Source organism: Micromonospora sp. NPDC052213 (genome assembly GCF_040679695.1).
In the GTDB taxonomy this organism is placed as follows: Bacteria; Actinomycetota; Actinomycetes; order Mycobacteriales; family Micromonosporaceae; genus Micromonospora.
This window is the reverse complement of sequence record NZ_JBFAVI010000017.1, coordinates 37,413-59,949: the sequence shown is the minus strand read 5'-3', so window position 1 is coordinate 59,949 and position 22,537 is coordinate 37,413. Positions and strand designations below refer to the sequence as shown.

Annotated in this window: 1 protein-coding gene; it reads right to left on the bottom strand. The window is 73.1% G+C overall.

Going from position 1 to position 22,537, the window contains the following annotated elements; all coding sequences use genetic code 11:
- Positions 1–62 precede the first annotated feature (62 nt).
- Entirely contained in the window at positions 63–22,526 is a 22,464-nt protein-coding gene (locus tag AB0L34_RS07165; RefSeq protein WP_363702650.1) for a toxin glutamine deamidase domain-containing protein, read from the bottom strand.
- Positions 22,527–22,537: the final 11 nt, after the last annotated feature.

The window sequence follows — 22,537 nt, the reverse complement described above, 5'->3', positions numbered from 1 at the left end:
CACCGACAGCTCCGGCGCTCCGGCATCGAACGGCTGATTCGGCAGAACCCGGGCGCTGTCCGTCACGGCCCCGGTCGGTCCCGTCGAGGGGCGGTGGTCACCGGAACCGTCGGTGCCTGCTCGCGCATGACGTAGAGGCCCCTCTCGACGTCCACGAGCAGGGTGCCGTGTGGACCGTAGATGACCGCCGTAACGTCGTAGCGGTACTGGTGGAACGTCCGCTTCGCCTCCATGTTGCGCTCGTTGACCTCGCTCATCTCGGCCGCGTGGGCTTCGCCCTCCTCGCGACCGACACCGAGGCCGTCGCCGTTCCAGCCGAGCTTCTTGATGCTGCCGGCGGGAGCGCCACCCTGCGGACCGAACGAGAACTCCCAGCCCGAGGACGAGTCGCCCTTGTTGATCGGGCCCGCCTCGTTCTGCTGGTATCGGCGGGCCTTCTGCTCGAAGGCCAGCGGTCGGCCATCCGTGTCGACATAGATCTCCGCCCGCCGGATGTTCAGCCCGAGAGTGATGGCGATGCCCGGAACCTGGTAGCGGTGTTCGAGCAGCGGCTCGAGGCGAGATCGCAGCATCATCTCGGACGCGTGGTGCGCCATCAAGCGGTCGAAATCGCTGCCATCGTGCACGCCAGGCACTCTCCAAACGCCGTCGGTGCTCAGGTCCAGGCCCTGACGCAGCCGCGGTGGTTGGGTGGTCAACGCCGCCCAGCGTTCGAATTCCCGGGCCGCCCGGTTCAGCCGCCACGGATGGACGTTGCGGTCATTGACCAGGTCGTTGTTCAACCGAGGCGGGATGGGGCCGGACTCCACCCATCGAGGTACCGGCCGGCCGGCGCCGGTCAGGGCCGGGGCCGGGGCCGGACCCAGCCCCTGCCAACTTCCCGGCCGTTCGGCCGTCGGCCGGGTCAGGTATCGCGGCACGATGAGCCGGACGTCCCCGGCGACCTGGATCTGCTCCTGCCAGCCGATCCCGGGCAGGTTGTCCCAGAGGTCGCGGACCGAGCGTTCCAGGTTCGGCTGCCAGAGGCCGGCGAGCCAGGCGCCACCGAACAGCACGTTGCGCACCGAGTCGAGCACGTACGTGGCCACCTGGGGCAACTCCGTGGTCAGCGTCATGTCGATGGTGAAGTCCAACGGGTACTCGACCTCGTGCGACTTCTTGGGTCCGGTCCGGAAGATGTCCTTGGACTCGGACTGCGTGCCGCGTTCACTGGACTCCGCGCTCTCCCGCCCGTAGTCACCATGCCCACCGAGGACGCTGCCCTCGTCGTTCCACGCGCCCCGGCCGGAGAGGTTGACGAGCCCTCCCCACGACGATCCGTAGGTCTGGGTATTGGACTGGGCTTCGTGCGTCTCCCCCCGCAGGGTGAGGCTGACCTGCTCCCGCGGGCGGTCGCTCGACTGCGCGGCCGACGGGGTGGCGCTGACCCGCACCCACAGGTACTGCGTGGTGTGGTAGGGCGTGGGCACCGGGAACCAGCCGTACACGCCCTGGCCGGACAGCGGAAGGTACTGCGGCTCCAGGTTACGGGAGGAGAATCGCTTCACCAGCGCGCGCCGCAGGTGGTCGGGGATATCCTCGCCGGAGGCGAACAGGCCACGCTGCCGCAGCCGCTGCAGGATCGTGTCCAGCACGGCGTTGGCCCGCAGCCGCTCGGGGTGCCCCACTGCGGGCAACAGCTCAGGGTCGATGATCTCGCGTGACGGCGCCGGGTCGGACGCTTGGGTCCGGGGACGGTACAGCCCCAGGTCCTCGGCCGCACGATCGGTCACCAGGAGATCCACCGCGTCGTCGGCGTCCAGGTGGACGGGAGCGGTGGCTGTGGTCTCGCCGCCCCTGGTACGCAGGGCGGTGACCTCGAAGACGACCCGGCCGTGATAGGCGTGGACGACGTCGTTGTAGGTGGCCCGGGTGATGTCGATGGCGCCGTAGTCCCTGCCGTCCGAGCCGCCGAACGACACCCCACCCTCGACGTACAGGCCGCCGCCGGCACGGCCGCGCTCGTGGGCCTTGTCCGGGCCGCCGCTGTCCGGGCCGTCCTTCTTCGCGGTCGTCGCGTGGTTGAGGTACTGGCCCCCGACGCCGGCCTTGCCGCCGAGGCTGAGCTCGTTGCTCGTCCCGGCGGCATGACTGATCGCCGACTGCCGGTACTGCTCGAGTTCGACACCGTCCGCGCTGTCGATGCCGTCGCTGCTGTACTGGTACGTCAGGCCCGCCGCGAAGAACCGCTCCCGGATCCGGACGGCCTGCTGGTACCCGTCGTGGGCGGGCAGTCGCAGCTCCCACCCGTGCTCCTCGACCGCCTCCGGGAACCCGCCGGCCAGTTCCGAGCCGGCACCGAGATCGAAGATCGCGTCGGGCCAGTTCATCGGCTCGGCGAACCACTCGTCGGGCAGGCCGTTTACCTGCTGGTACAGCCGCGCCGCGGTGGCGGGCAGCTCGGGCACGTACCGGAAGGCCGCGTACAGGCCGGCGCTGCCCTGGACGTCCAACGGCAGGTGCGGCGGTCGGCCGGCGGGCGCCCACGCGGAGTCGGGTCGCGGGTTCGCGCGGGTCACGCCCGCGCCGTCGAGCTGCGCCGCCGTGACGGCCCGCTCCTCACCGGTGCGCGGATCACGCGGCACGTGCTCGACCGGCACCGCGATGTGGGTCGCCACCTCGGCGCCGTGTTCCGCGCCGACCAACCAGGTCTCGCGGGGTCCCCAGCCGCTCTCCGTCTGCTCACGGATCACGACCTCGAACGCCGTACGGTAGCGATGGTCGACGACGTCGCCGACGGTCTCGGTCCGGCGGTACTCCTGCACCACCTGGCTGAGCTCGTGCTCCTTGGACCGTGCGTGCTCCGCAGCGACGCCGAACCGGGGGAAGAACACCCTCCCCTGGTGTTCCGTCCCGCTCTCCGGCGTCTGCCCGTTCCGGTCGGACTGCTCGACGGTGCCCACCGGGTTCGACACCCGAGCGCCCAACCGGCCGCTGACGCTGCCCTCGGTCGACCGGGAGGCCGACGTGGTGGCTCCGGTCAACGCCCGGGCGTTGACGGTCATCGGGTACTCCGGACTGTCCAGCAGTTCCCGCCGGTGCTCGGTCACCAGGATCTGGTACCGCCCGCCGCCGACCCGCACGGTGAGCTTCTTCCCGGCCTGCGTCCGCGTCGGATCGGCCTCCATCGCGGCCCGACCCACCTTCGCCAGGACGGTGCGGCGCGCCACGGCGCCGATGTCGGCGCGCCCCGACTTCTGTCGCAGCACCGACTCCACCAGGTCGGCGACCTGTTCCGACCCGGGCATGTTCGCCGCGATCCCCAGACCCTGGCCGCGCCGCATCGCCAGCGCCAGCGGCTCGCGGGGGGCCGGGCCGGCGGGAGGCACGTAGGGCTGCCGCGCCTGCGGTGCCCCGGGCAGCGGCGGCGACAACCGGACGGCGATCTCGCCCGCCGGTGCCGGAGCCGGTGCCGGGGTCGCGGCTACCGGCGTGATCACCGCCCGTGGCCGCCCCGTGCCCGGCCCGCCGAACTCCGGGGTGAAGACCGTCCCGAAGACGCTGCGCTCGAACTGCTGGGCCTCGCTCACCGGCACGCCCAGCTCCGCGACCACCCGCCGGGTCACCGGTGCCACCGGGGAATCGCCGTGCGTGGTCACCGTGAGGTCGAACACCACCCCGTAACGAGCCTGGTCCGCCTTGCGGTTCAGCACCGTGTGGTTCAGGGCCTTGCCGCCCACCTCCAGCGCGGACTCGCGTTCGGACTCGCCGCCGAAGCCGAACGAGAAGGCACCGGCCGTCTTCTCGGCGGCTTCCTCCCGGCCACCCGGGTCGGCCGCCGCGTGGGTCAGTCCGAGGACCACCGCGTCCACGTCGAGGCCGGCGCCGCTCGTGTCCGACACCTCCTCGCCGGAGGTCGCGATCACCCCGAGGTCGTCCCGTACCGTGACACCCTCGGTGATCCCCACCAGCTGCAACTCCCGCATGACCGCCTTCGTGTCGACGTAGCCGCGGAACCTGCCGACCGTGAGCCGCTCATCGATCGTGTCCGTCATGTCCCCGTTCGACAGCACCCAGCGACTACGGTTACGGGTCGTCCGCTCGTTGAGCAGTTGGCGGGTGACCTTCGCGGCGACGCCCGCCGCGGTGTCGGCCGGCAGGGTGGCCGTCAGTGCCTGGTGCCAGCCGGTCACGAGTGGGGTCAGGTCGATCGCGTTGAGCACGTCCCGGGCCTGCGACGTCGACCGTGCCGGTGGCCCGGGCGGCGACGGCGCGAGCGGGGCCGCCGGGTTCGGCGCGGCGCTGCCGTCGGTGTACAGGGTGGGCAGGGAGATGTCGAGGAGGCCGGTCCCGGCCGGCACCGACGGCCGTCCCCACTCGACGCCGTTCACGAAGACCTGGAGGGACACCCCGCCGGTGAACGACGTCGACTGGGTCACGAACATCTTCCGGCCCCAGATGACCCGGGTTTCCTGGGACATCGCGTGTTGGCGATCGCCCTTGATCGACAGCGTGGGGATGCCCGCGATCAACCTGGACGCACGCCCGGTCGAGATGTCGAAGGTCTCCTCCAGCCCGCCGTCGGACTCCCGTCCACTGGACACGGACGTGTCGTTGCCGACCTTGGTCGACCCAAAGGAGACTCCGAACACCCGGGGGCCGCCGGCATTCCCGGCGGGCGCCGGTCGCGCCTCGTGCGGCACGGGACGGATCCACACCAGCCGGCCGCCCGCACTGAGCGTCTCCCCGGAGAACAGCGCCTGCTCCCAGCGCTCACGGTGTTCCTCGACGGCACTGGAGTCCGCCGGATCCGGCGCCGTCAGCAGCGTCTGCAGCGCCGCCGACACCCGCGCGCGGATGGCTGCCTCCTGGGTGGCGGTGCCCAGATCCAGCCGGTCGGTCGTGCCCATCTCGATGTCGTCGGCTGCCCCGGTCGGCCACCCGGACGGCAGGTCGTCCATCAACTGCGCGACGGTCTCCGTCACCTGCTGCGGCGTCAGGTGCCGCACCGCCGAGACGCTCAGCTCACCGAGGGCACCGGCGGCGAAGTACCACGGCGTCGCCGGCTCGACGTCCCGGGCCGTTCCCGTGGCCCCGGTCCGGGCCGCGTCGGCCCGGTCCCGCTCCCCGACCGCACGCTCCCAGGCCGTACGCGCGTCGGCCGCCGCATTCCGGGCACGGTCGAGCCGCCCCTGGTCGCGTGCGACGTTCCGCTCCAGCCGGGTCCGATCCGCCGTACGCGCCGCCGCGTCGACCGCGTCCCTCAGCTCGGCCTGACGCCACGTCTCCGACTGCCGCTCCGCGTTGTCGGCGTCCCGCCGCTCCGCCTCGACCCGCTCACGTTCAGCCTCGACCGCCCGCAGGTCGGCCCGCTGCCGCTCGTCCTCCTGCCGTCGCGCGTCCTCGTCCGCCCGCACCCGTTCGGCCTCCCGCCGGTCCTCCGCCCACCGCCGCTGCGCCTGCTCGGCCAACTGGTCGTCGGCGCGCTGCTCGTCCTGCCGGATCTTCGCCGCCTCCGCGGCCAGCTCGCGCTCCCGGGTGCGCCGTTGCGCTGCCGCGGCGGCCGCGCGCCGATGCTGCTCCCGCTCCGCCGCCAGGTGCTCCTGCCCGGGGTCCTGATCCGCCAGCTGTCGCTGCGCCTCATCCGCCGCGGCCCGTGTCTCCCGCTCCTGGCGCCGTTGCTCCTGCCGGTCAGCCTCTGCCTGCGCGGCATCGCGTACCGCGTTCCGGACCGCCAGCGCCCGCTGTACGCCCTGCCACGTGTCCCACCGCGCCTGCTCGTCCTTCCGGGCCTGTTCGCGTGCCGCCGCCCGCTCGCGTGCCTCCTGACCCGCCACCAGACGCTGCGCCGCCCGGGTGGCTGCCTCCTGCCGGGCCACCTCCCGCTCGCCGGCCCGCTGGGCCGCGCGCTGCTCGGCAGCCACCCGGGCCGCGTCCCGCTGCCGGATCCGCTCCGCCGCGCGGTCCGCCGCCGCCGCCCCGCCGGCCTGCAACGCCTGGAGGCCGTCCGTCCACTGTCGTACCGTCGTCCGCCAGTCCGCCTCCCGGGTGGCGACGTCCCGCTCCAGCGCCTGCCGCCTCCGGTCAGCCACCCGCACGGCCCGCTCCAGCAACTGGTGCCCGCGCCGTTCCGCTGTTCCGCGCTGCCGTTCCAGCTCAGCAACCCGGTCCTGGGCCCTGGTGAGCCGCTCCCACGCCGTACGCTCCGCCGCTTGCGCCGCGTCACCGCTGGCCGGCGTCTGATCGGCGTTGGCCGACGTCTGCGCGGCGGGGGCCGGCGGCACGACCGCGCGGGCCTCGACCTCACGCGCCACGGCATCCCGCGCCGAGGACAGCTCGCTCCGCGCTGCAGCGAGGTAGCTCTCGACGGCAGCGGTCGTGCCCCGGATGCCGGCCAGTTCCCGGGTCAGCCGTTCGGCCTCCGGCGTGTTCCCGGCCGGCGTCGCCTCCACGTCGCCACCCTCGACAACACTGGCCGCCGCCGTGGGTGACGCGGGGGCGATTCCCCCGCCGGCACCGGCCAGGTCCCACTCGGCCGGGACCGTCGCAGTCGCGTCGTCTCCCGCCGTCGAGGGCGCCCGCGGAACACCCACCCCATCCGTCGTCGCCACGAACCGCACCCGACCAGGTCGGGCGGGCCCCCGGGCCAGCCCACCCCGCTGACCGTCCAGGAACACCACGTTCCCGTCATCGGTCCGCATCACGTTGACCGCGTGTGAGATCCGGTCGCCCTCATCCGTCACCACCACCACTCCACGGGCCCCCGGATCCGCGGCTTTCATCGCCTCCGCCACCGCGGCGTAGTCGGCCGCCTCCACCAACGGCCGACCCGCGTACCGCTTCAGCCACGCCACCGGCAGATGCGCCTCCGGCGGCACCTGGTGCCGAACCCCGTCCGCCAACGACATGTCGGTGCCGATCGCCGCCAACACACAGTTCGTCGCGAACTGCTTCCCCCGGTCCCGGTACGGGTTCACCCCACCCAGCCACGGGAACCAATCCGACACCTCGGCGGGCGACATGTCACTCGGCAACAACACGTCTTCTGCCGCTCGGCCGGCACTGCGCTGACTCGGTAGCAGCACATCCCCGCGTCCCGCCTCACCAGCCACATCCGGTGGGGATGGCTGCTGGTGTGGCGGGGTCGATGTGGACGGAACCGGTGCTGCCCCGTCCGTGTGGTGTTCGAGGGTCGACTGGTCGGTCGGCACGTCGGGTGTGGTGGGGGTGAGCACGATGTACCAGATGTCGTCCGGTCGGGCGCCCTGGCCGGCCCGGCCCTTGGCCCAGGTGCCGAGCATCTGCATGCTGCCGGTGTGGATCTGGTTGCGGGCGGGTTCGTACCAGTGCAGTTGCGAGGTGGGCAGGACCACCCCGGCGGCGGCCGTGGACCCGGCCACGGCCAGCACCCGGGCGCCCGGGCGTTGGTCGGCCGGCAGTTCACGGGTCGGTCGGCTCACGGTGAACCCGAGCCCGGGGACGGCGTCCAGCATGTCGGCGAGCATGTCGGCGCGGTGCTGCGGGATGTACGCCAGCCAGGCGGCGGCCACGGCGTCGGGGCGGCCGGTCTCCAACGGTCCGGCCGGCGGCGTGCTGGTGGGCTCCGGCCAGGCCCTGGTGTCCAGGCCATGGGCCAAGGCTCGTAGGCCGGCGGCGTCGACCGGCGGGACGGCCTGGGTGACCCACCGGTGGGCCAGGTACCCCTGGTGTCGGTTCAGGTTCTCCACCAGGCCGGTCACCGCCGTGGCGAAGTCCTGCCGCGACTCGATCTCCGCCTCGTGCAGGATCTCCAGCCGGGAGTTCACGTCGGGCCGGTGCCGGTGGGCGGCCAGGTCGTCCTGGACGCGCTGCGGCAGCCGCCGCACGGCGTCGTCGAGGGTCTCCGGGCGGCCGGTGATGTCCAGCCGCACTACCTCTCCACCCGGGTAGGCGAGGTACGGCGACTCGGCGGGGGTGCCGCCGCCGACCCGCAGTTCGACCGGAACCGCCAGGGTCGCGGCGAGGTCCCGGGCGAGCTGTACCCGGTCCAGTTCGTGTACGGCGGTCTCGTCCGCCGGGGCGGTCGCGGCGTTGTCGGCCTGCCGGGTCGGGTCGGTGCTCAGCACCACGCGCGCCGGGACCGTGCCGCCGTGCTCGGCGCGTACCGCGCGCTCCAGTTCCGGGACGACGGACCGACCGTGGCCGGAACGGGCGATCTCGGCCAGCGCCGCGTCCACGTCCACGACCGGGGTGCTGCGCGGAACCGGCGGGACCGGCAACGCCATCGCGTCCACCTGTTGTTGCGCCGCGTCCCGGGCGGCCTCGCGGGTCGTCCTGGCCTCGTCGAGCATCCGTACCGTGTTGGTGTGCGCCTGCGCCGAGACATCGCGGGCCCGGAATTCCTCGCTCGCGGTCTCGACCTGCCGGCGCAGATCCGGCAGCTCCGCGCGGACCCGGTCGAGATCCTGTCCGGCGTCCCGGAGGTCGCCGGTGGCCTTCTCCAGCGCCGTCCGGGCCGTGTCCAGCTCCCGCTGCGCCTGGAGAAGCTCTACCTGGGCAGCGGCCAGCCGTGGCTCGTCCTGACTGGTGGCGAGGTCGTCGACCGCCTGCCGGGCCGCTGACTCCAGCTCGATCCGCTGGGCCACTTCCGCTTCGAGTTCCGGCATCGCCCGGTTGAGGTGGTCGATGTTCTCCGCGAGCCGGGCACGTTCGCCTTCGGCCGCGGTGACGGCGTTCCTGGCGGCGTCGAGCGACGCCGCCGCGGCGTCCCGAGCATCCTGCGCGATCTGTTCGTTCCGGCGCGCCTGGCCGAGGTCGTCGATGGTGCGCTGGAGTTCCTGGGTGGCCTGCTGGAGGCGCTCCCGCGTCACCTGCCGCACCCGGGCCACCTCGGCGTCCGAAGCGTCCGAAGCGTCCGGGGCCGGATCGGGATCCGGTGCCGTGGTGAACAGCCGGTCGGCGAGGTGACGCAGTGCCGGCCCACGGGTGCCGGTGGCGGTGTCAGCGAGGTGGCGGATCGTCGCGGCCCACTGTTGCCGCTGCGGCGCGGAGAGGGTCTGACGCGCGTCCTGCACCACCGTGGTGACGGCGGCATCGGGAACGTTCAGGCCGGCGAGCGCGTCGGCGGTCAGGCGCAGGATCGCCGCGTCCACGGCGTCGACCGGACCGTCGAGGGTGGCCGCCAGGTAGCCGAGGGCCGACACGGCGGCCGGGTCGGCCACGTCCGGCCGGGCCAGCAGGTTGGTCAGCAACTCCTGCCGCCCGGTCGGCGCCCCTGGCAGCGGGGCCGGGGTCCCGGCCGCTGCCGGCGTCGGTGGGGTGGGGCCGAGCAGGTACCGGTATCCGTCGTCGAGGTGGCCGTAGCGGGCCAGGGTGAGCAGGGCGTCCCGGGCGGCGAGGTCGACGTCGTGGGGCAGCCCCGCCCGGCGGATCTGAAGGGCGCTGTGTGCCCGGTCGGAGAGCAGGTCCGTACGGTGGTCGTCGAGGAAGGCACGGGAGTCGTGCCAGTCGCCGATGGCGAGCCACGGGTCGAGGGAGGCGGTGGCCGGGGGCGTCGGATGGTGCACGACGTGGGCGGGCGGTAGTGGGGTGTCCGCCGTCCCGGTCCAGGTGACGGCCGGTGCGGGTAGTGCTGGGATCAGGTCGGTGGGGGTGGAGGCGTCCCGCCACGCGTGGGCCAGGTCGGTCGCGGTCGTCCCGGACGCGGTCACCGCGGCGGCGACCCGGCTGGCGTCGTCCGGGGTCAGGTCGCCGAGCAGCTTGGCGACGTCGTGGTAGCGCATCCGTTCGATGACGTCGAGCGCGTCGCGTAGCGTCGCCGCGTCCCGGCCGGCTGCCGTGGGCAGCTCGGTCAGGGTTTGCAGGGTGTCCGGCCAGTTCTGTGGGGGGTTGATGGTCCACGCGGCGGAGGCGATGGCCCGGAAGGTGCCCAGTGCGCCGACGGCCGGGTCGAGGATGTCGGCCACGGCCCGCAGGATGCCCGCGTCGGAGACGGCCTCCCGTTCCGGCTCGGGCCGGGTGACCCGGGGGTCGGCGTCGACGAGGTCGGCCAGCGCCCGCAGCCCGGCCGGGGCGGTCGGGTCGGTGGGTGTCACCGCGGCCACCGCGTCGGCGAGCACGCGGTGGCGGGCCGCCGCGTCGGCGGCGTCGAGGTAGTCGAAGGCGGCGGTCAGTTGTCCGGCACGGATCGCGTCGAGCAGCGCACGATGCCGGTCGAGGACCGCATTCCCGGACGGTGCCGGGGTCGTGTCGGGTTGGGCCGGCGGGGCGGCCGGTGGTGTCTGGCGGGCCTGCTGCTGGTCTCGGGTCAGCCGTGCCGCGGTCGGGTCGGCGCGCAGCGCCGGGAGGTTGGCTTCCGCGAACTGTCGGGACGCCGCCCAGTTGCCGTCGTGGAGCAGCCAGCTCGTCAGCGCGTCGGGCTCGACCAGGGTGACGGCCTGCGCCCCGGCGAGTACGTCCCGGAACTGCTGGGCGTCGAGGGTCCGCTCGGCCGTCCCGAGGGCGAACGGGTCGTAGAGCCGGTAGGTGCCGTCGGCGTCGACACGTACCGCGGCGGCGCCCTGGGGGCGGGTGATCCACAGTCGGGTGCCGGGGCGCAGCGTGTCCGGCGCCTGGGGCAGCGGCCCGGTGGTGGTCCATCCCGGCGGCAGGACGGGGGCCAGCAGCCGCCGCGCCTGACCGGCCCGGGTCCCGGCGGTGTCGGTGTCGTCCCGGGCGGTGTGGACGGCAAGGGGGTTCGCGGGTCTGGCGGGCAGGCCCTCGGTGATCCACTCACGGGCCCGGTCGTCGGCGTCGGCGCGGGCCTCGGGGATGTGCGTCTCCAGCTCCGGGCCCAGCTCCGCGGCGGCGTCCATCTGCACCGGGGTACGGCCCAGCAGCTCGTGGTAGAGGGCCATCTGCCGTCGCAGGCGGATCCCGGCCGCGTCGGCCCGCAGCTTCAGGTCACGGTCCAGGTCGAAGATCACCTCGGGGGCCGTGACCGGGGCGAACGTGCCGTCCGGGCGCTCCCGCAGTTCGACGATCCAGCCCTGCGGGTCGATCCGGTACCGGCTGGCCGCGCCCTGGTCGTCGGTGACGGTCAGGTCGAGGTGGGTCTTCAGCTCGAACGCCACCACCCGGGCCACGGTGCGCGGGTCCTGGGCGAGCAGCTCCACCTCCTCGGGTGGGGTGACCGACGCGGAGCCCGGCGGTAGCACCGCCTGTACCCGCTCGACGATCTGGGGGATCCGCTCGGCGAACTGCCGCACGTCGGTGGCGGGCAGCACGGCGCCGACCGCGAGCTTGCCGACCCGGTTCCTCCAGGCGGTCAGCTCGGCAAGGCCGGCGGCGGCCTGCTGCACGGGGTTGAGCCGCTGGAGGTGGCCCACCGCCCAGTCCAGCACCACCTCGTACCGGAGGCGGGTCTGCTCGGCGGCGCTGGCGGTGAGCCGGAGCGGGCTGACCGGGTCGTAGTGGTTGCCGAGCTGGTCACGGATCAGCAGAGCCACGTGCTGGGGCGCCTGGTCGGGGTCGAAGGTGCCGGCGTCGATGACCCGGCCGGCCACCGGGGCGGCGGCCATGCCCGCCGGGGTGGCGCGTTGCAGCAGGCCCTCCAGGCCGATCGTGGGCGCGTCGGCCGCCGGTGCGGGCCAGTCGTCCGGGTCGTTCGCCTTCCAGTCGTACCGTTCGGAGAGCGCGCGCTGGAGCTCGTGTACCTCGTCGGCGAACATCTCGTAGAACCCGTCGCCGCTGATCCAACCGGTGCCGGGGGCGTCGTCGGCCTCGAACCGCGCCGGCTCGATCGGCGCCAGGCCGGCGTCGCGGTCGAACACGCTGTGCCGGTGCGGGACCGCGACGAAACGGGCCTGGGTGCGCAGCCGGACCAGGTACGTCACTCCCTGCATCTTGAGGTGGTTCTCGAGCCGCTTGGTGTCGTCGAAGGTGGCGCTGTGGCTGGCCGGCGCCGTCCGGTTCGCGCCGGTGGAGATCCGGCCGCCGACCGCCTTGTCCTCCTGCACGCCGATGTTCGTCGTGGCGATCGGCGCGCCATAGGACATCTCCGCGTCGAGGTTGGGCCGCCACCGGCTGCGCGACTGGGTGGCCGAGGTGGTGAACGCGAACTTGGCGTACCGGCCGGTGCCGGTGGTGGCGAGCTCGCTGATGATCTCCAGCGAGTGCAGCTTGACGTACATCCGCATGGCGACCCGGTTGTTGGACGAGCCGGCGACGAAGAGGTGCGAGCCGAGCAGGTATCCGCCATCGTCCAGCCCTTCCGAGAGGTGGTTGTCGACGTTGAGCCGGGACAGCAGGCCGTCGAGCGCCACGCTGCCCCGGTACAGCGGGGCGTTGGCCTGCGGGCCGAGCACGTTGCCCATGAGGTGCCGGGCGGCCGGGTAGAGGTCGTCGAGCAGGGCGCCGCTGACGTAGGCGTCGCCGGGCAGCGACGGCAGCGCGCGCAGGTCCAGCTGCGGCGACCGGGGGACGGGGGTGGCCTCGGCCAGCCCTCGGGGCACCTTGAAGTCGATCCGCCCCTCGTAGTGACGGGTCAGCACCGGCTCCACCGGCGCGAGGGAGATCCAGTCGGCGAAACCGGCGGGCGCGCGGTGCAACGCCCAGTCCGCCGCGTTGTTCAGACCCGTCATCACGTGGTTCACCAGGTAGCTCGGCTGCCAGCCGTGCATCTGCACCCGGCTGAGCTCCATGGTCAGGCCGATGTCGTCTTCGGCTTCGTAGTTCCCCGTCCAGTCGTAGACGGTGCGTTCCCGGACGACCTGCGCGGCGCCCTTGACGCCGCGCCCTCCCCCCGGCGCGAACGACAGCGACCCGGCGGTGGACACCGGGACGCCGTCAACCGAGAAGCCGAACCGGGCCGGCGTCAGGTTCCAGCCCAGCGCCTGTCCGATGATGCGAGCGGTGGCGCCGTAGGCGTGCTCGTAGTTCTCGATGCCGTAGTCGGCCCTCCAACCGGTGTACCGCGGCCGGCCGCCCAGCGTGCCCGAGACCTTCAGCTTGAACATCCGGGCCGCCACCGGGTTGCGCTGGTCGACCAGGTAGAACGTCACGCCGTTGTAGCGGTGCAGCATGTCGGCGAACACGATGTTGGCGCGCTGGCCGGCGAGCGTGGACTGGAGCGTTTCGAGGCCGCCGGGCAGCGCGCCGACCACCGACTCGTCGGGCGAGACCATCAGCACGCCCCAGCTGTTCCCCGCCCCCGGCCAGTTGTCGTGGCTGGCCCCGAGCAGCCCGGGCCGGCCGGCGTCCACCAGTTCCCGAACGGCGTCCAGCACGGTCGTGGTGGGGCGCGGCCCGCCGTCCGCCGGGGCCGGCCCGGTGAACAGCACCAGCTCGTCGACGCCCGCGTGGCCCAGCGTCCGGTCACCGGTCCGGGTCAGGTAGGGCGGCAGGGTCAACGCGCTGAACGGGTTGACGTCCGGGTCCAGGGTGATCCCGAATTCGGTGGCGAACCGCTCGCGGCGGCGCGGGTCGAGCACCGCGCCGCGCTGCGCCAGGTCCACGTGCCGGTCGGCGAGCGTCAGCGCCCACGTCTGGACCCGGTGCTGGATCAGGTACGCGCCGAGGTCGGGCAGACCGCCGGCCACGCGGTCGGCCAGCTCGCCACGCCACCGGCTGAGCACCCCCGCCACGGTGTTGCCGCTGAGCACCAACTCACCGCGGGACCACCGGCCCATCGCGTCGACCAGCTGCACATCGCTGACCGGCAGTTCCCCGGCCGCGTACTGCGCCAGGGCCTCCGCCTCCGGCAGGATGAACAGCATCGTGCGGCCCCGCAGGTCGGCGCCGGGTGGCACGTTGACCCGGCTGACGACGAACCCGACCTGCGTACGGACGCCGGCACGGACGTTGGCGTCGAATTCCGCCTCGAAGGCGTACCCCCGGCCGAAGGCCAGTTTGAGCATCTCCAGGCCGCCGACGCGCTTGGTCTCCGCCGACTCGCTCTCGCTGACCCGCACGCCCGCCGACTCGCCGAAGCCGACGTTCAGCGGGCCGAACTTGCGCTCGAGGCCGATGTTGGGCAGGTTGAACGCCTTCGCGAACGACCGGTTGGCGACGTTGACGGTCTCGGCCAGGTACAGCTCGATCAGACCGGTGACGTACTGGTCCGGGGTGGCGCCGACGAACCGCGCCCCCCGGATCCGGGGCACCTTCACCGAGAGCGCGGCGTTGGTGTTCGCCCAGAAGCCGGGCTCGACCAGGGTGGTCGCGCCGTACTGGCCGAGCACGGCCTCCTTGAACCGCGCCTGGAAGGTGACGTGGTTGGTCAGGCTGGCCACCGGCCCGGTCATCGGCCGGCCGGCCAGGGTCAGGTCCCGCGGCAACTGGTTCTGCGCCGCGGCGCGCAGGCCGTGCGCGTCGACGAAGTACACGATGCCCTGGTGGAGCGCCGACGGTGCGACGTCGCCGGGGGCCACCTCGCTGAAGGTGGCCGGGTCGGTGTTGAACTTCAGCAGCGCGGCGTGCACGTTGGCGGGGATCAGCGCCGGCGAGACGATCGGGGCGTCCCGGTCGCTGATCCGGACCACGTAGCCCAGGTCGTACGGCGCGTTGACGAACATCACCCGGCCGCCGTACTCCTTCAGCTCCGGCCGGTTGACCACCCGGGTCACCCGCTCGGCGGCACCGACGTTGCGGCTCACCGACCCGCCGAGGAGTCCGACGGACCGGACATCCTTGACGCTCGGCGGCAGCGCGGTGTTCACCCCGCCCTCCACCGACCAGCCCTGGTTGCCGCTCGCGCCCTGGCCGGCGATGCCGAGCGACATCCCGAGGGTGACCGTGCTCACCTCGTCGCTGAGCCGTTCGAAGTGCACCGAGTTGCCGTCCGCGTCCACGTCCGCGGTGATGCGGGGGATCGCGAAGACGGTCACCTCGGCGGTACGCATCACCCCGTTGCGCCAACTGTGCAGGGTGAACGACATGCCCGCCTCCGGGGCGGGCGCGGCCGGGTCGTCGACGAGCGCGGCGCCGTCCTGGACGAGCGAGTCGAAATGCGACTCCAGGCCGTCGCCGCTCACCATCTTGTTGAACAGGTCCAGATTGTCGATCGCGGCGTCGGTGTCGCGGTGGACGACCTCGTCGTAGGCGTCCCGCACCCCGTCGACCACCCGACCCAGCAGCGGCCGTTCCTCGATGGGCGTACCGGGATCCGGGGTCGCCGGCCGGGTCTGCTCCCCGTGCGCCCACGGCCGGTCCCCGTCCGCCGGAAGGAACCCCTCACCGGCCAGCACCTGCATGAGACCGGCCCGGAGCCGCCGCACCGCCGGCTTGTCGATCCTCGGCAGGGCCTGACCCAGCAGACCCCGCCCCTGGATGACGTGCCGGGGCAGCAGGTTGCCGCCGGTGTCCTCCGGGTGCACGCCGGTGTTGCGCAACCGCGGCCGCCACTGGTCGTGCGGCACCGCCCGCGGTCGTCCGCCTGCCGGCACCACCGCCAGGGCACCGTCCGCCAGACCGGGGACGGGATCGGGGGCGAAGGCGTCCGCGTCGACGCTGAACCCGTGGTCGAAGGCGTCCGGCTCGGACATCCGGAGCACCGCCGACCCGTTCACCACCGGCGTCGGATGCGGCCACTCGCGCGGCCGGCGGGAGGTGGCCACCTCGGCGTGGAACTCGAACGGCACCTCGTGGCCGACCGTCTGACCGGTGTACCGGCCGACCACGACGTTCAGCGACGCCACCGTGACGCCACCACCGTCGTTGCTGGTCCAGCTCATCCCCGCACGGGCGGAGAGACCGAGCTTGGCGTTCTCCTTGTACACCCGTGGATCGTCGAGACGCCTGGCCAAGGGCAGGTCCACCGCGCCACCGAGGGACAGCCCGGCGGACTGCCCGAGGGTGAACTCGCCGCCCTGCCCCACGATGCCGGTACGCACCTGCTCGATGTGGGCCTTGTCGCTGCTGGCGCCCACCCGCGTGGAGCCGCCGCCGAGGCCCACCTGCACGGAGCCGCCGAGACGACGGGCGTACACCCGGATGCTGGCCGCCGCGTGCCCGTCATCGTGCAAGGTGAACGCGTAGCCCCGGGTCAGCGCGCCGGCGTCGCCATCCGTCTCCGGCGTACGCCGGTTGTTCACCGCCTCGTCGAAGTGCGTCTCCAGGTTCCACAGCTTGCGCTGCAACTCGTTGCGCATCGGGCTTTCGATGGACATGTCGAAGCCGTCGACGCGCAGCCGGTCGATGATTTGGTCGTACAGCTCGTTCAGACCGGCGATGTTGCTGGCGGAGAAAAGCTCCGGCACCCGCGTCAGGTTGTCCCGCAGGTGCTCGGGCAGGTCGGCGACCACCTGCTCGCCGGCGTTCTCCAGCAGGTGGTCGGGGATCGCCACCACCAGCCGGGCGGCCTCCTGCCCGTCCGGCGGCTCCGGCACCTCCACCGCCTGCCACGGCTGCCCGTCGCCGCGTGCCTCGATCAACCACCCCGGCTCGTACGAGTAGAACGTCGAATCCGCGCGGGTGTCGAGCACCCGGCCCTTCTCCGCGTCGATCAGGTAGGCGGACTTCTGGTCGACCTTGTTGAGGGTGGCGTTGAAGCGGGGCCCCCAGTGGGTCATCGGGCCGAGCGGCACGTCGACGTTGAAGTCACCCCGCAACCGCATCGCCCGCGTGGTGGTGCCGTCGGACTGGCTGTGCGCACCGGTCTGGAAGACACCCTGGGTGAACTGGTTGGCGTGGAAACGGCCGTCCTCGCTCGTCCGGCCCTCGGTGTCGTCCAGCGACGGACCGGGCGCCTCCGTGTCGAACGAGCCGGCCGGGTTCGACACCAGCTGCGGGTCCTCCGGCCGCAGGCGGGCCCGCACCTCGATGCCGCCCAGCGTGAACAGGTGCCCGTCTTCGGAGACCACCTGCGGGTAGTTGTTGAGCAGCCGCTCACGCAACTGTTCCCACTCGTTGTCCCGCACGGTGACGCCCCGGCGGGCCACCTCCGCGCGCAGTCCCTGCTCGATACGGTCGACGTCCGGCAGGTTGGCCTTGGGATCGCCGAGCGCCAGCGCCCGCCGGTCCGGGGTAGCCGGTCGCGCCGGAGCCGACGCGGACGACCCGCCGGGATCGGGTGCGGCCGGTCCGGCGCTGGCCGCGTTGCCGAAGACCCGGACGTCCCGGTCGGCCTCCGGAACACCGGACAGCAGCCGGGCGACCGTGTCGGCCACCTCGCGCGGGATGGGACCGCCCCGGGACTGGACCAGCACGGCCACCCCGCTCGCGGGGGCCGCCAGGGCGTCGGGGGAGAGCGTGTTCGGGCTGGTGCCGTTCTGCGCGAACAGGACGACCCCGGTCTGTTCCCGGACCGTCCAACCCCGGTACACCTCGTACCCGTCGGTGGCAGCCGATCGCAGGCCCAGCGGCCCCGGCTGCCGGGGCGGTGCCGGACGCAGCGGCACCCGCCAGGCGTGCGCGGCGGCCGGGAAGGTCTCCTGCCCCCGGGCGTCGACCGGGACCAGCTCGTCGGCACCGGCCGGCTGCCGGCCCACCACGGATACCGGCAGCACCAGTTCCAGCCGCCCGCCGAACCGTTCCCGCAACACCTCCGCCACCCGGGCAGCGTCCACCGCACCGGACGGCGTGCCCGAAGTACCGGCGGCCGGTGGCGCGACGAACACCTGGAGCGGGCCGGCGTTCGAGGGAAGCCCCCGACGGACGGCCTCCACGACGGCGACCGGGTCGCCGACCGACTCGTCCACCACCAGCCGGGGCCGGTCCGGGCTGGTCAGGTCGGTCCAGTTCAGGGTCGTGGCACCGGCCGGCGGCCGTGGACCGGCGTGGGCGAGCACCCCACCCGAGACGTGGCTCAACTGGACGCCGGCCGGCAGGCCGGACACCTCCGACGGGACGAGAGTACGCCGGTCCAGCCCCATCCCGGAGGTGATCAGGTTCGTCGGCGCCGCAGCGGGCATGCCCCCGAAGATCCGACCGACCCGGTGACCCACCTCGACCGGCAGCGCAGTCGCTTTCCAGCCCAGGAAGACCACCGGCTCGGCCAGCCAGCCACCGGTGTCCGGCAGCAACCGCCGCGCCCCGTCCAGCTCGGACTCCGGCCCGATCCACAGGTGGCTACCGCCGTCCCAGACCACCCAGCCGTCGCCGAGCCCGTACACGCCGGGCGACTGCTCGGGCAGGCCGTACGGGGCGGGCCGGCGCGGTGCGCCGGTGACCTCGGGCAGGAAGAGGTACCGCTCGGGCCGCCCGCTGAAGAAGGTCACCTCGCCGTTGGCGTCCAGCGGCACGATCTGCGGGCTGGGCGTCGGCCGGTCCCGCAGGGCCGACCGGGGCACCGACAGCATGGCCGAGGACTGCGGCCCCAGCGCCTGCGCGGTGACCTCCAGCGCCCGGGCCACGCTGACCGGCTGGTCCTGCGGCCAGTGCAGGACGGCCATGGTGGCGTCCTGCGCCCGCAACCCGGCCAGCGCGGCGCCGAGACGGTCCGGGTCGAGCACCGAGGAGTGCAGCAGGATGGCCGGGCCGGGGCCGGTCGGGGGCAACACCCGCGAGCTGATCGGGCCGGGCACGACGTCCGTGTCGTGCAGCAGCACGCCGCCCACCGCGCGCTGGAGCCGCAGGTCGTCCGGCAGCCCTTCGGCCATCAGGACCAGCGGCGCGTCCGGGGACGCGGCCAGCGGGACGACCTGCTGTTGACCGTCGTCGGCGGCCGTGGCCGGTGGTTGCGGGGTCGGCGCGACCTGCTGCGGGGGTACGGCCGACGGCTCGACCGCCGCAGGGGTTTCCGGCACGAGCGCGTCCCTTGCCAGCAGGTCCGACTCGACCGGTTCGACACCCCCCGTCGGCTCCCAGTCCGTGGGTAGCGCCGGTGTGTTCAGATCCAGCGCGTCTAGATCCGGGTCCGGGTCTTGGAATCCCTGATCAACAAACGCGGGGCCGCTGCCAGGCGCATCGTCCATCTCCGCTGGGTCGGACGGCTGCCAGGGGGAGCCGGACGGCTCGGGGGACGTGGCGTCCGCCTGCATCGCCTGGGACGGGCCGCGTGGCGGGGTGGTGGAGGCGAGCAGGATGGCGCTGGGGTCGATGCTGGTCGTGGTGGTCGGCTGCGGGTGTGCGGTGGTGCGGTCGGGAAGAAGGTCGGCGATCGTGGTGGGTCGCCCGGTGCTGTCGAACGCGGCGAGCCGGGTGCTCGATGCGAACAGGTGCCGGAGCCACGGGTCGCGTACCGGATCGGTCGGTTCGGGTCGGTCCTCGGCGCCGGGCACCAGGCCGTCGCGCACCTTGATGGTCGGCGGTCCGGATGGTTGTGGCTGGCTGTGGAGGGCGAACACGTGTTGTGGTTCGTTGGGTGGTGCGACCCTGACCACGACCATCGATCCCGGTGCCGCTCGCAGCGCGGCGAGTACGTCCTCCGGGGCGACTCCGTCGGGGTGGGCGACCTGCTCGGGTGTCGCGTCGAGGATGTCCAGGAGCTGCGGCCAGCCGGTGGTGGGTGCGAGTCGGCCGTCGGGTCCGATGATCCGGTCGTCGAGGACCGCCCGGTTTCCGGGCCGTCCGTACGCGGTGGTGTAGGCGTCGAGGGTGGCCTGCACGCACCACCACCACGGGTCGCGGCTGTTGTCGGGGCCCACCGGTGTCTGCTCGACCCAGTCGGCGACCCGCCGCGCGGACTCGGCCGCCGCGACGGGCTGCCCGGTCGCCGCGACCGCCGGCTCCGGTGCCGTGCTGGCCGGCTCGCGGCGTCCGCCCGGGTCATCACCGACCGGCTCGTCCAGCGAGGACACGTTGCTGAACGAATCCCTGCCGCCGAAATCGCGCCCGACCGGGTCGCCGCTGATCAACCCGTCCCGCGAGGAGGCGTCCCTGAACGGGTCCGTGTCGCTGAGTTCGCGCTTGGCCGCTTCACCGTTGTCCGACTCGAGCGACCAGACGCCACTGACCGAATCCCCGTCGACGAAGTCGCGTTTGACCGGGTCACGGCTGATCGGCTCGTCCAGCGAAGAGAGGTCGCTGACCGTCATGCTGTCGTCGCGGCTGGTCGACCCGTCCAGCGAGGAGAGATCACTGACCGTCGTAATGTCGTTGAAGCTGCTGTCGCCGCTGAAGCCGGACGGGTCACTGTCCGACGCCGTGTCGCTGGTGTTGTGGGCGCTCGGCGTGCCGTCGGTGCCGGGGGCAGCGCCACCTGGCACCGTACTGCGGGCACCGGCCGGATCCGGAGTGCCCGGCGCACCCGGCGCGCTGGGCGTGGCCGGCACCCCGGACGTGCCCGGCACGCTGGGCATACCCGACGTGCCCGGCACGCTGGAGGTGGCGGGCGTGGCGCTGCCGGTGGCCTGGGCGAGTACCTGGTGGTATCCGTTGACCCAGTCCTGTCGGAAGGATTCGGCGAGAGCGTCGGCCGGATCGACGACGCCGTACTGGTTGGCCAGGGCGTTGAACTGGGATTCCGCCAGGCTGGTCGCTGCTGCGGGGTGCTGCTCCGGGGTCACCGGCACCGTCGGCACATCGGGGCGCCGGTTTGCCGGGGTGTCCGTGCTGGCTGGGGTGGTGTCCGGTCCGGTGGTGTCGGGGATGACCGCGGCCGTGAAACGGGCGGGCAGGTCGGTGACCACCTGCCGGACCACGTCCGCCACGGCGTTGACCTGCGCGGCGCCCGGACTGGCCACCGCAGCCGAAGGCACGGTGAGTGGTGCGGTGGGTAGTGGGGTGGTGCCGAGGATCGCGTCGAGGCTCCGGTCCACGTGGACCCGTACCTCACGCGCGACCGCGGCACGCACGGCGTCCGATGGCACCGCCGCCGCCCCGGCGGCCCCCGGCACGCCAGCGCCGCCCGGCAGGCCCGGGGCCCCAGGCGTACCGACGGTCGTCGGCAGGGTGGCGCCGCCTGGCACGCCAGCGGCCCCCGGCACGTGAGCGACCCCTGGCAGGACCACGCCGCCTGGCAGGGGGGCGGGCGTCGGTGTGCCGGCGGTCAGGTACTGGTCGATGTGGTGCTGGGCGGCCAGGTGCACGGCCGCGCGCAACGCCTGCCGGTCGAACTCGGCCGGCAGCGCGGCGACGACCTGCTCCGGCCGAACCACCGCCGGGATCTGCCCGCCCGCCGGGATCTGCCCCGCGAGGGCTTCGGTGATGTGGGCGACGGCCTGGTCCCGGACACCGAACAGGTACCGCTCGGTGAGCGCGGTGGCGGGTAGGCCGATCTGGGACAGGAAGGCGGGGACGGTCGGGTCGTTCTGCCGGGCGTCGGCCCACTCGGTGAAGACCTGCTCGACCGGCACGGGAAGCGCGGCCAGGAACTGCCGCGCCTGCCCCGTCCCGGCGAGCAGCCCACCGTACTGGTCCACCAGTTCCCGCTGGAACCGCTGCCACTGCTCCACCACCGGCGCGCCGGCGACCGCGACCCACTCCGGCACCGGTGCCACCGGCACCGTCGGCGCAGCCGGCACGGGCAGGTTCGGCACGGACCACGACGGCACCGGCAGGTCCGGCGCCGACCACGCCGGTACGGGCGGCACCGGTTCAGGCGCCGCAGGTGCCGGTGGCGACAGCGACGGTGCCGACACCAGCGGGACGGGCACCGGGGCCGGCCCGCCGGAGCCCGCACCCGCCGGATCGTCGACCTCCGGCTGATACGTGGACGGGTCCGGAGTGACCGGAGCGACCGGCTTGCCGTCGGCGGTGAAACCGGTGCCACCGGGCATGTTCCACCGGGGCCGGGTCGGATTGAACCCCAAACCGACAGCCACGCGACGCGCAGCGGCCCCGGCCCCGGACGCGCCCAGCTCACCCGACCCCGACAACGCCCCGGAAATCGCGGCCATACCGAGACCACTGGGGTCGTAGGTCCCGTCGACCATGTAGCTGGCGGCGATGTCGCCGACCACCTCCAGGCCGATTTCCGACACCGGCACCATCCACAGACGGGTCAACAGGTCACGCGTGGCATCCGACACCCCGAACTTCGCCAGACCACCACCCACGACCCCGGCGAACCGGCCCATCGCCGGCCCGGCCGCCGTGGTGACACCCGCCACCGCCAACCCGTACAGCGCCTGCTTGCCGACCTGCGCCCAGTCGATCCCCGGCATCAGACCATCAGCCAGCATGCTGATCTGCGCCAACAGCGACGACCCCGGCATGAACAACATCTGGATCGCCGTGCTGCTCGCCGCCGACCGCACCATCGACGACCGCAGGATCGTCTGAATGATCGTCCGGGTCTTCACGATGTGCGCCGCCGCCTCCACCGGCAGGAAGAACGCCATCGCGAACGCGACCGCCAGCTCGGTCATCATGAAGATGAACATGACCAGCGCCTGACGATCCGTCAGCTCCATCTGGTTGAGGAAGCCCCGCATCGCCTGGGCCGCGTTCACCTTCAGATCGGCGACCCGGTCCAGCAACTCCACGAACGGAGCGGTCTGCGCCACGAACCGGTCGTAGACCTCGCCCTCCCCCGCCGCCCGAACCGCCTTGATCGCCTGGATCAGCTCCGGAACCAACAGGGTCCGCACCCGATCCGCCAGCACCTCCAGCGCGTTCAGGTCGTACGCCAACACCGGCAGATTCGACCGGTGCAACCGCATCCCGGTGAAATTTTCCAACGCCCGCTTCGACGACTCACTGAGCCCCACGGAAGGAACGG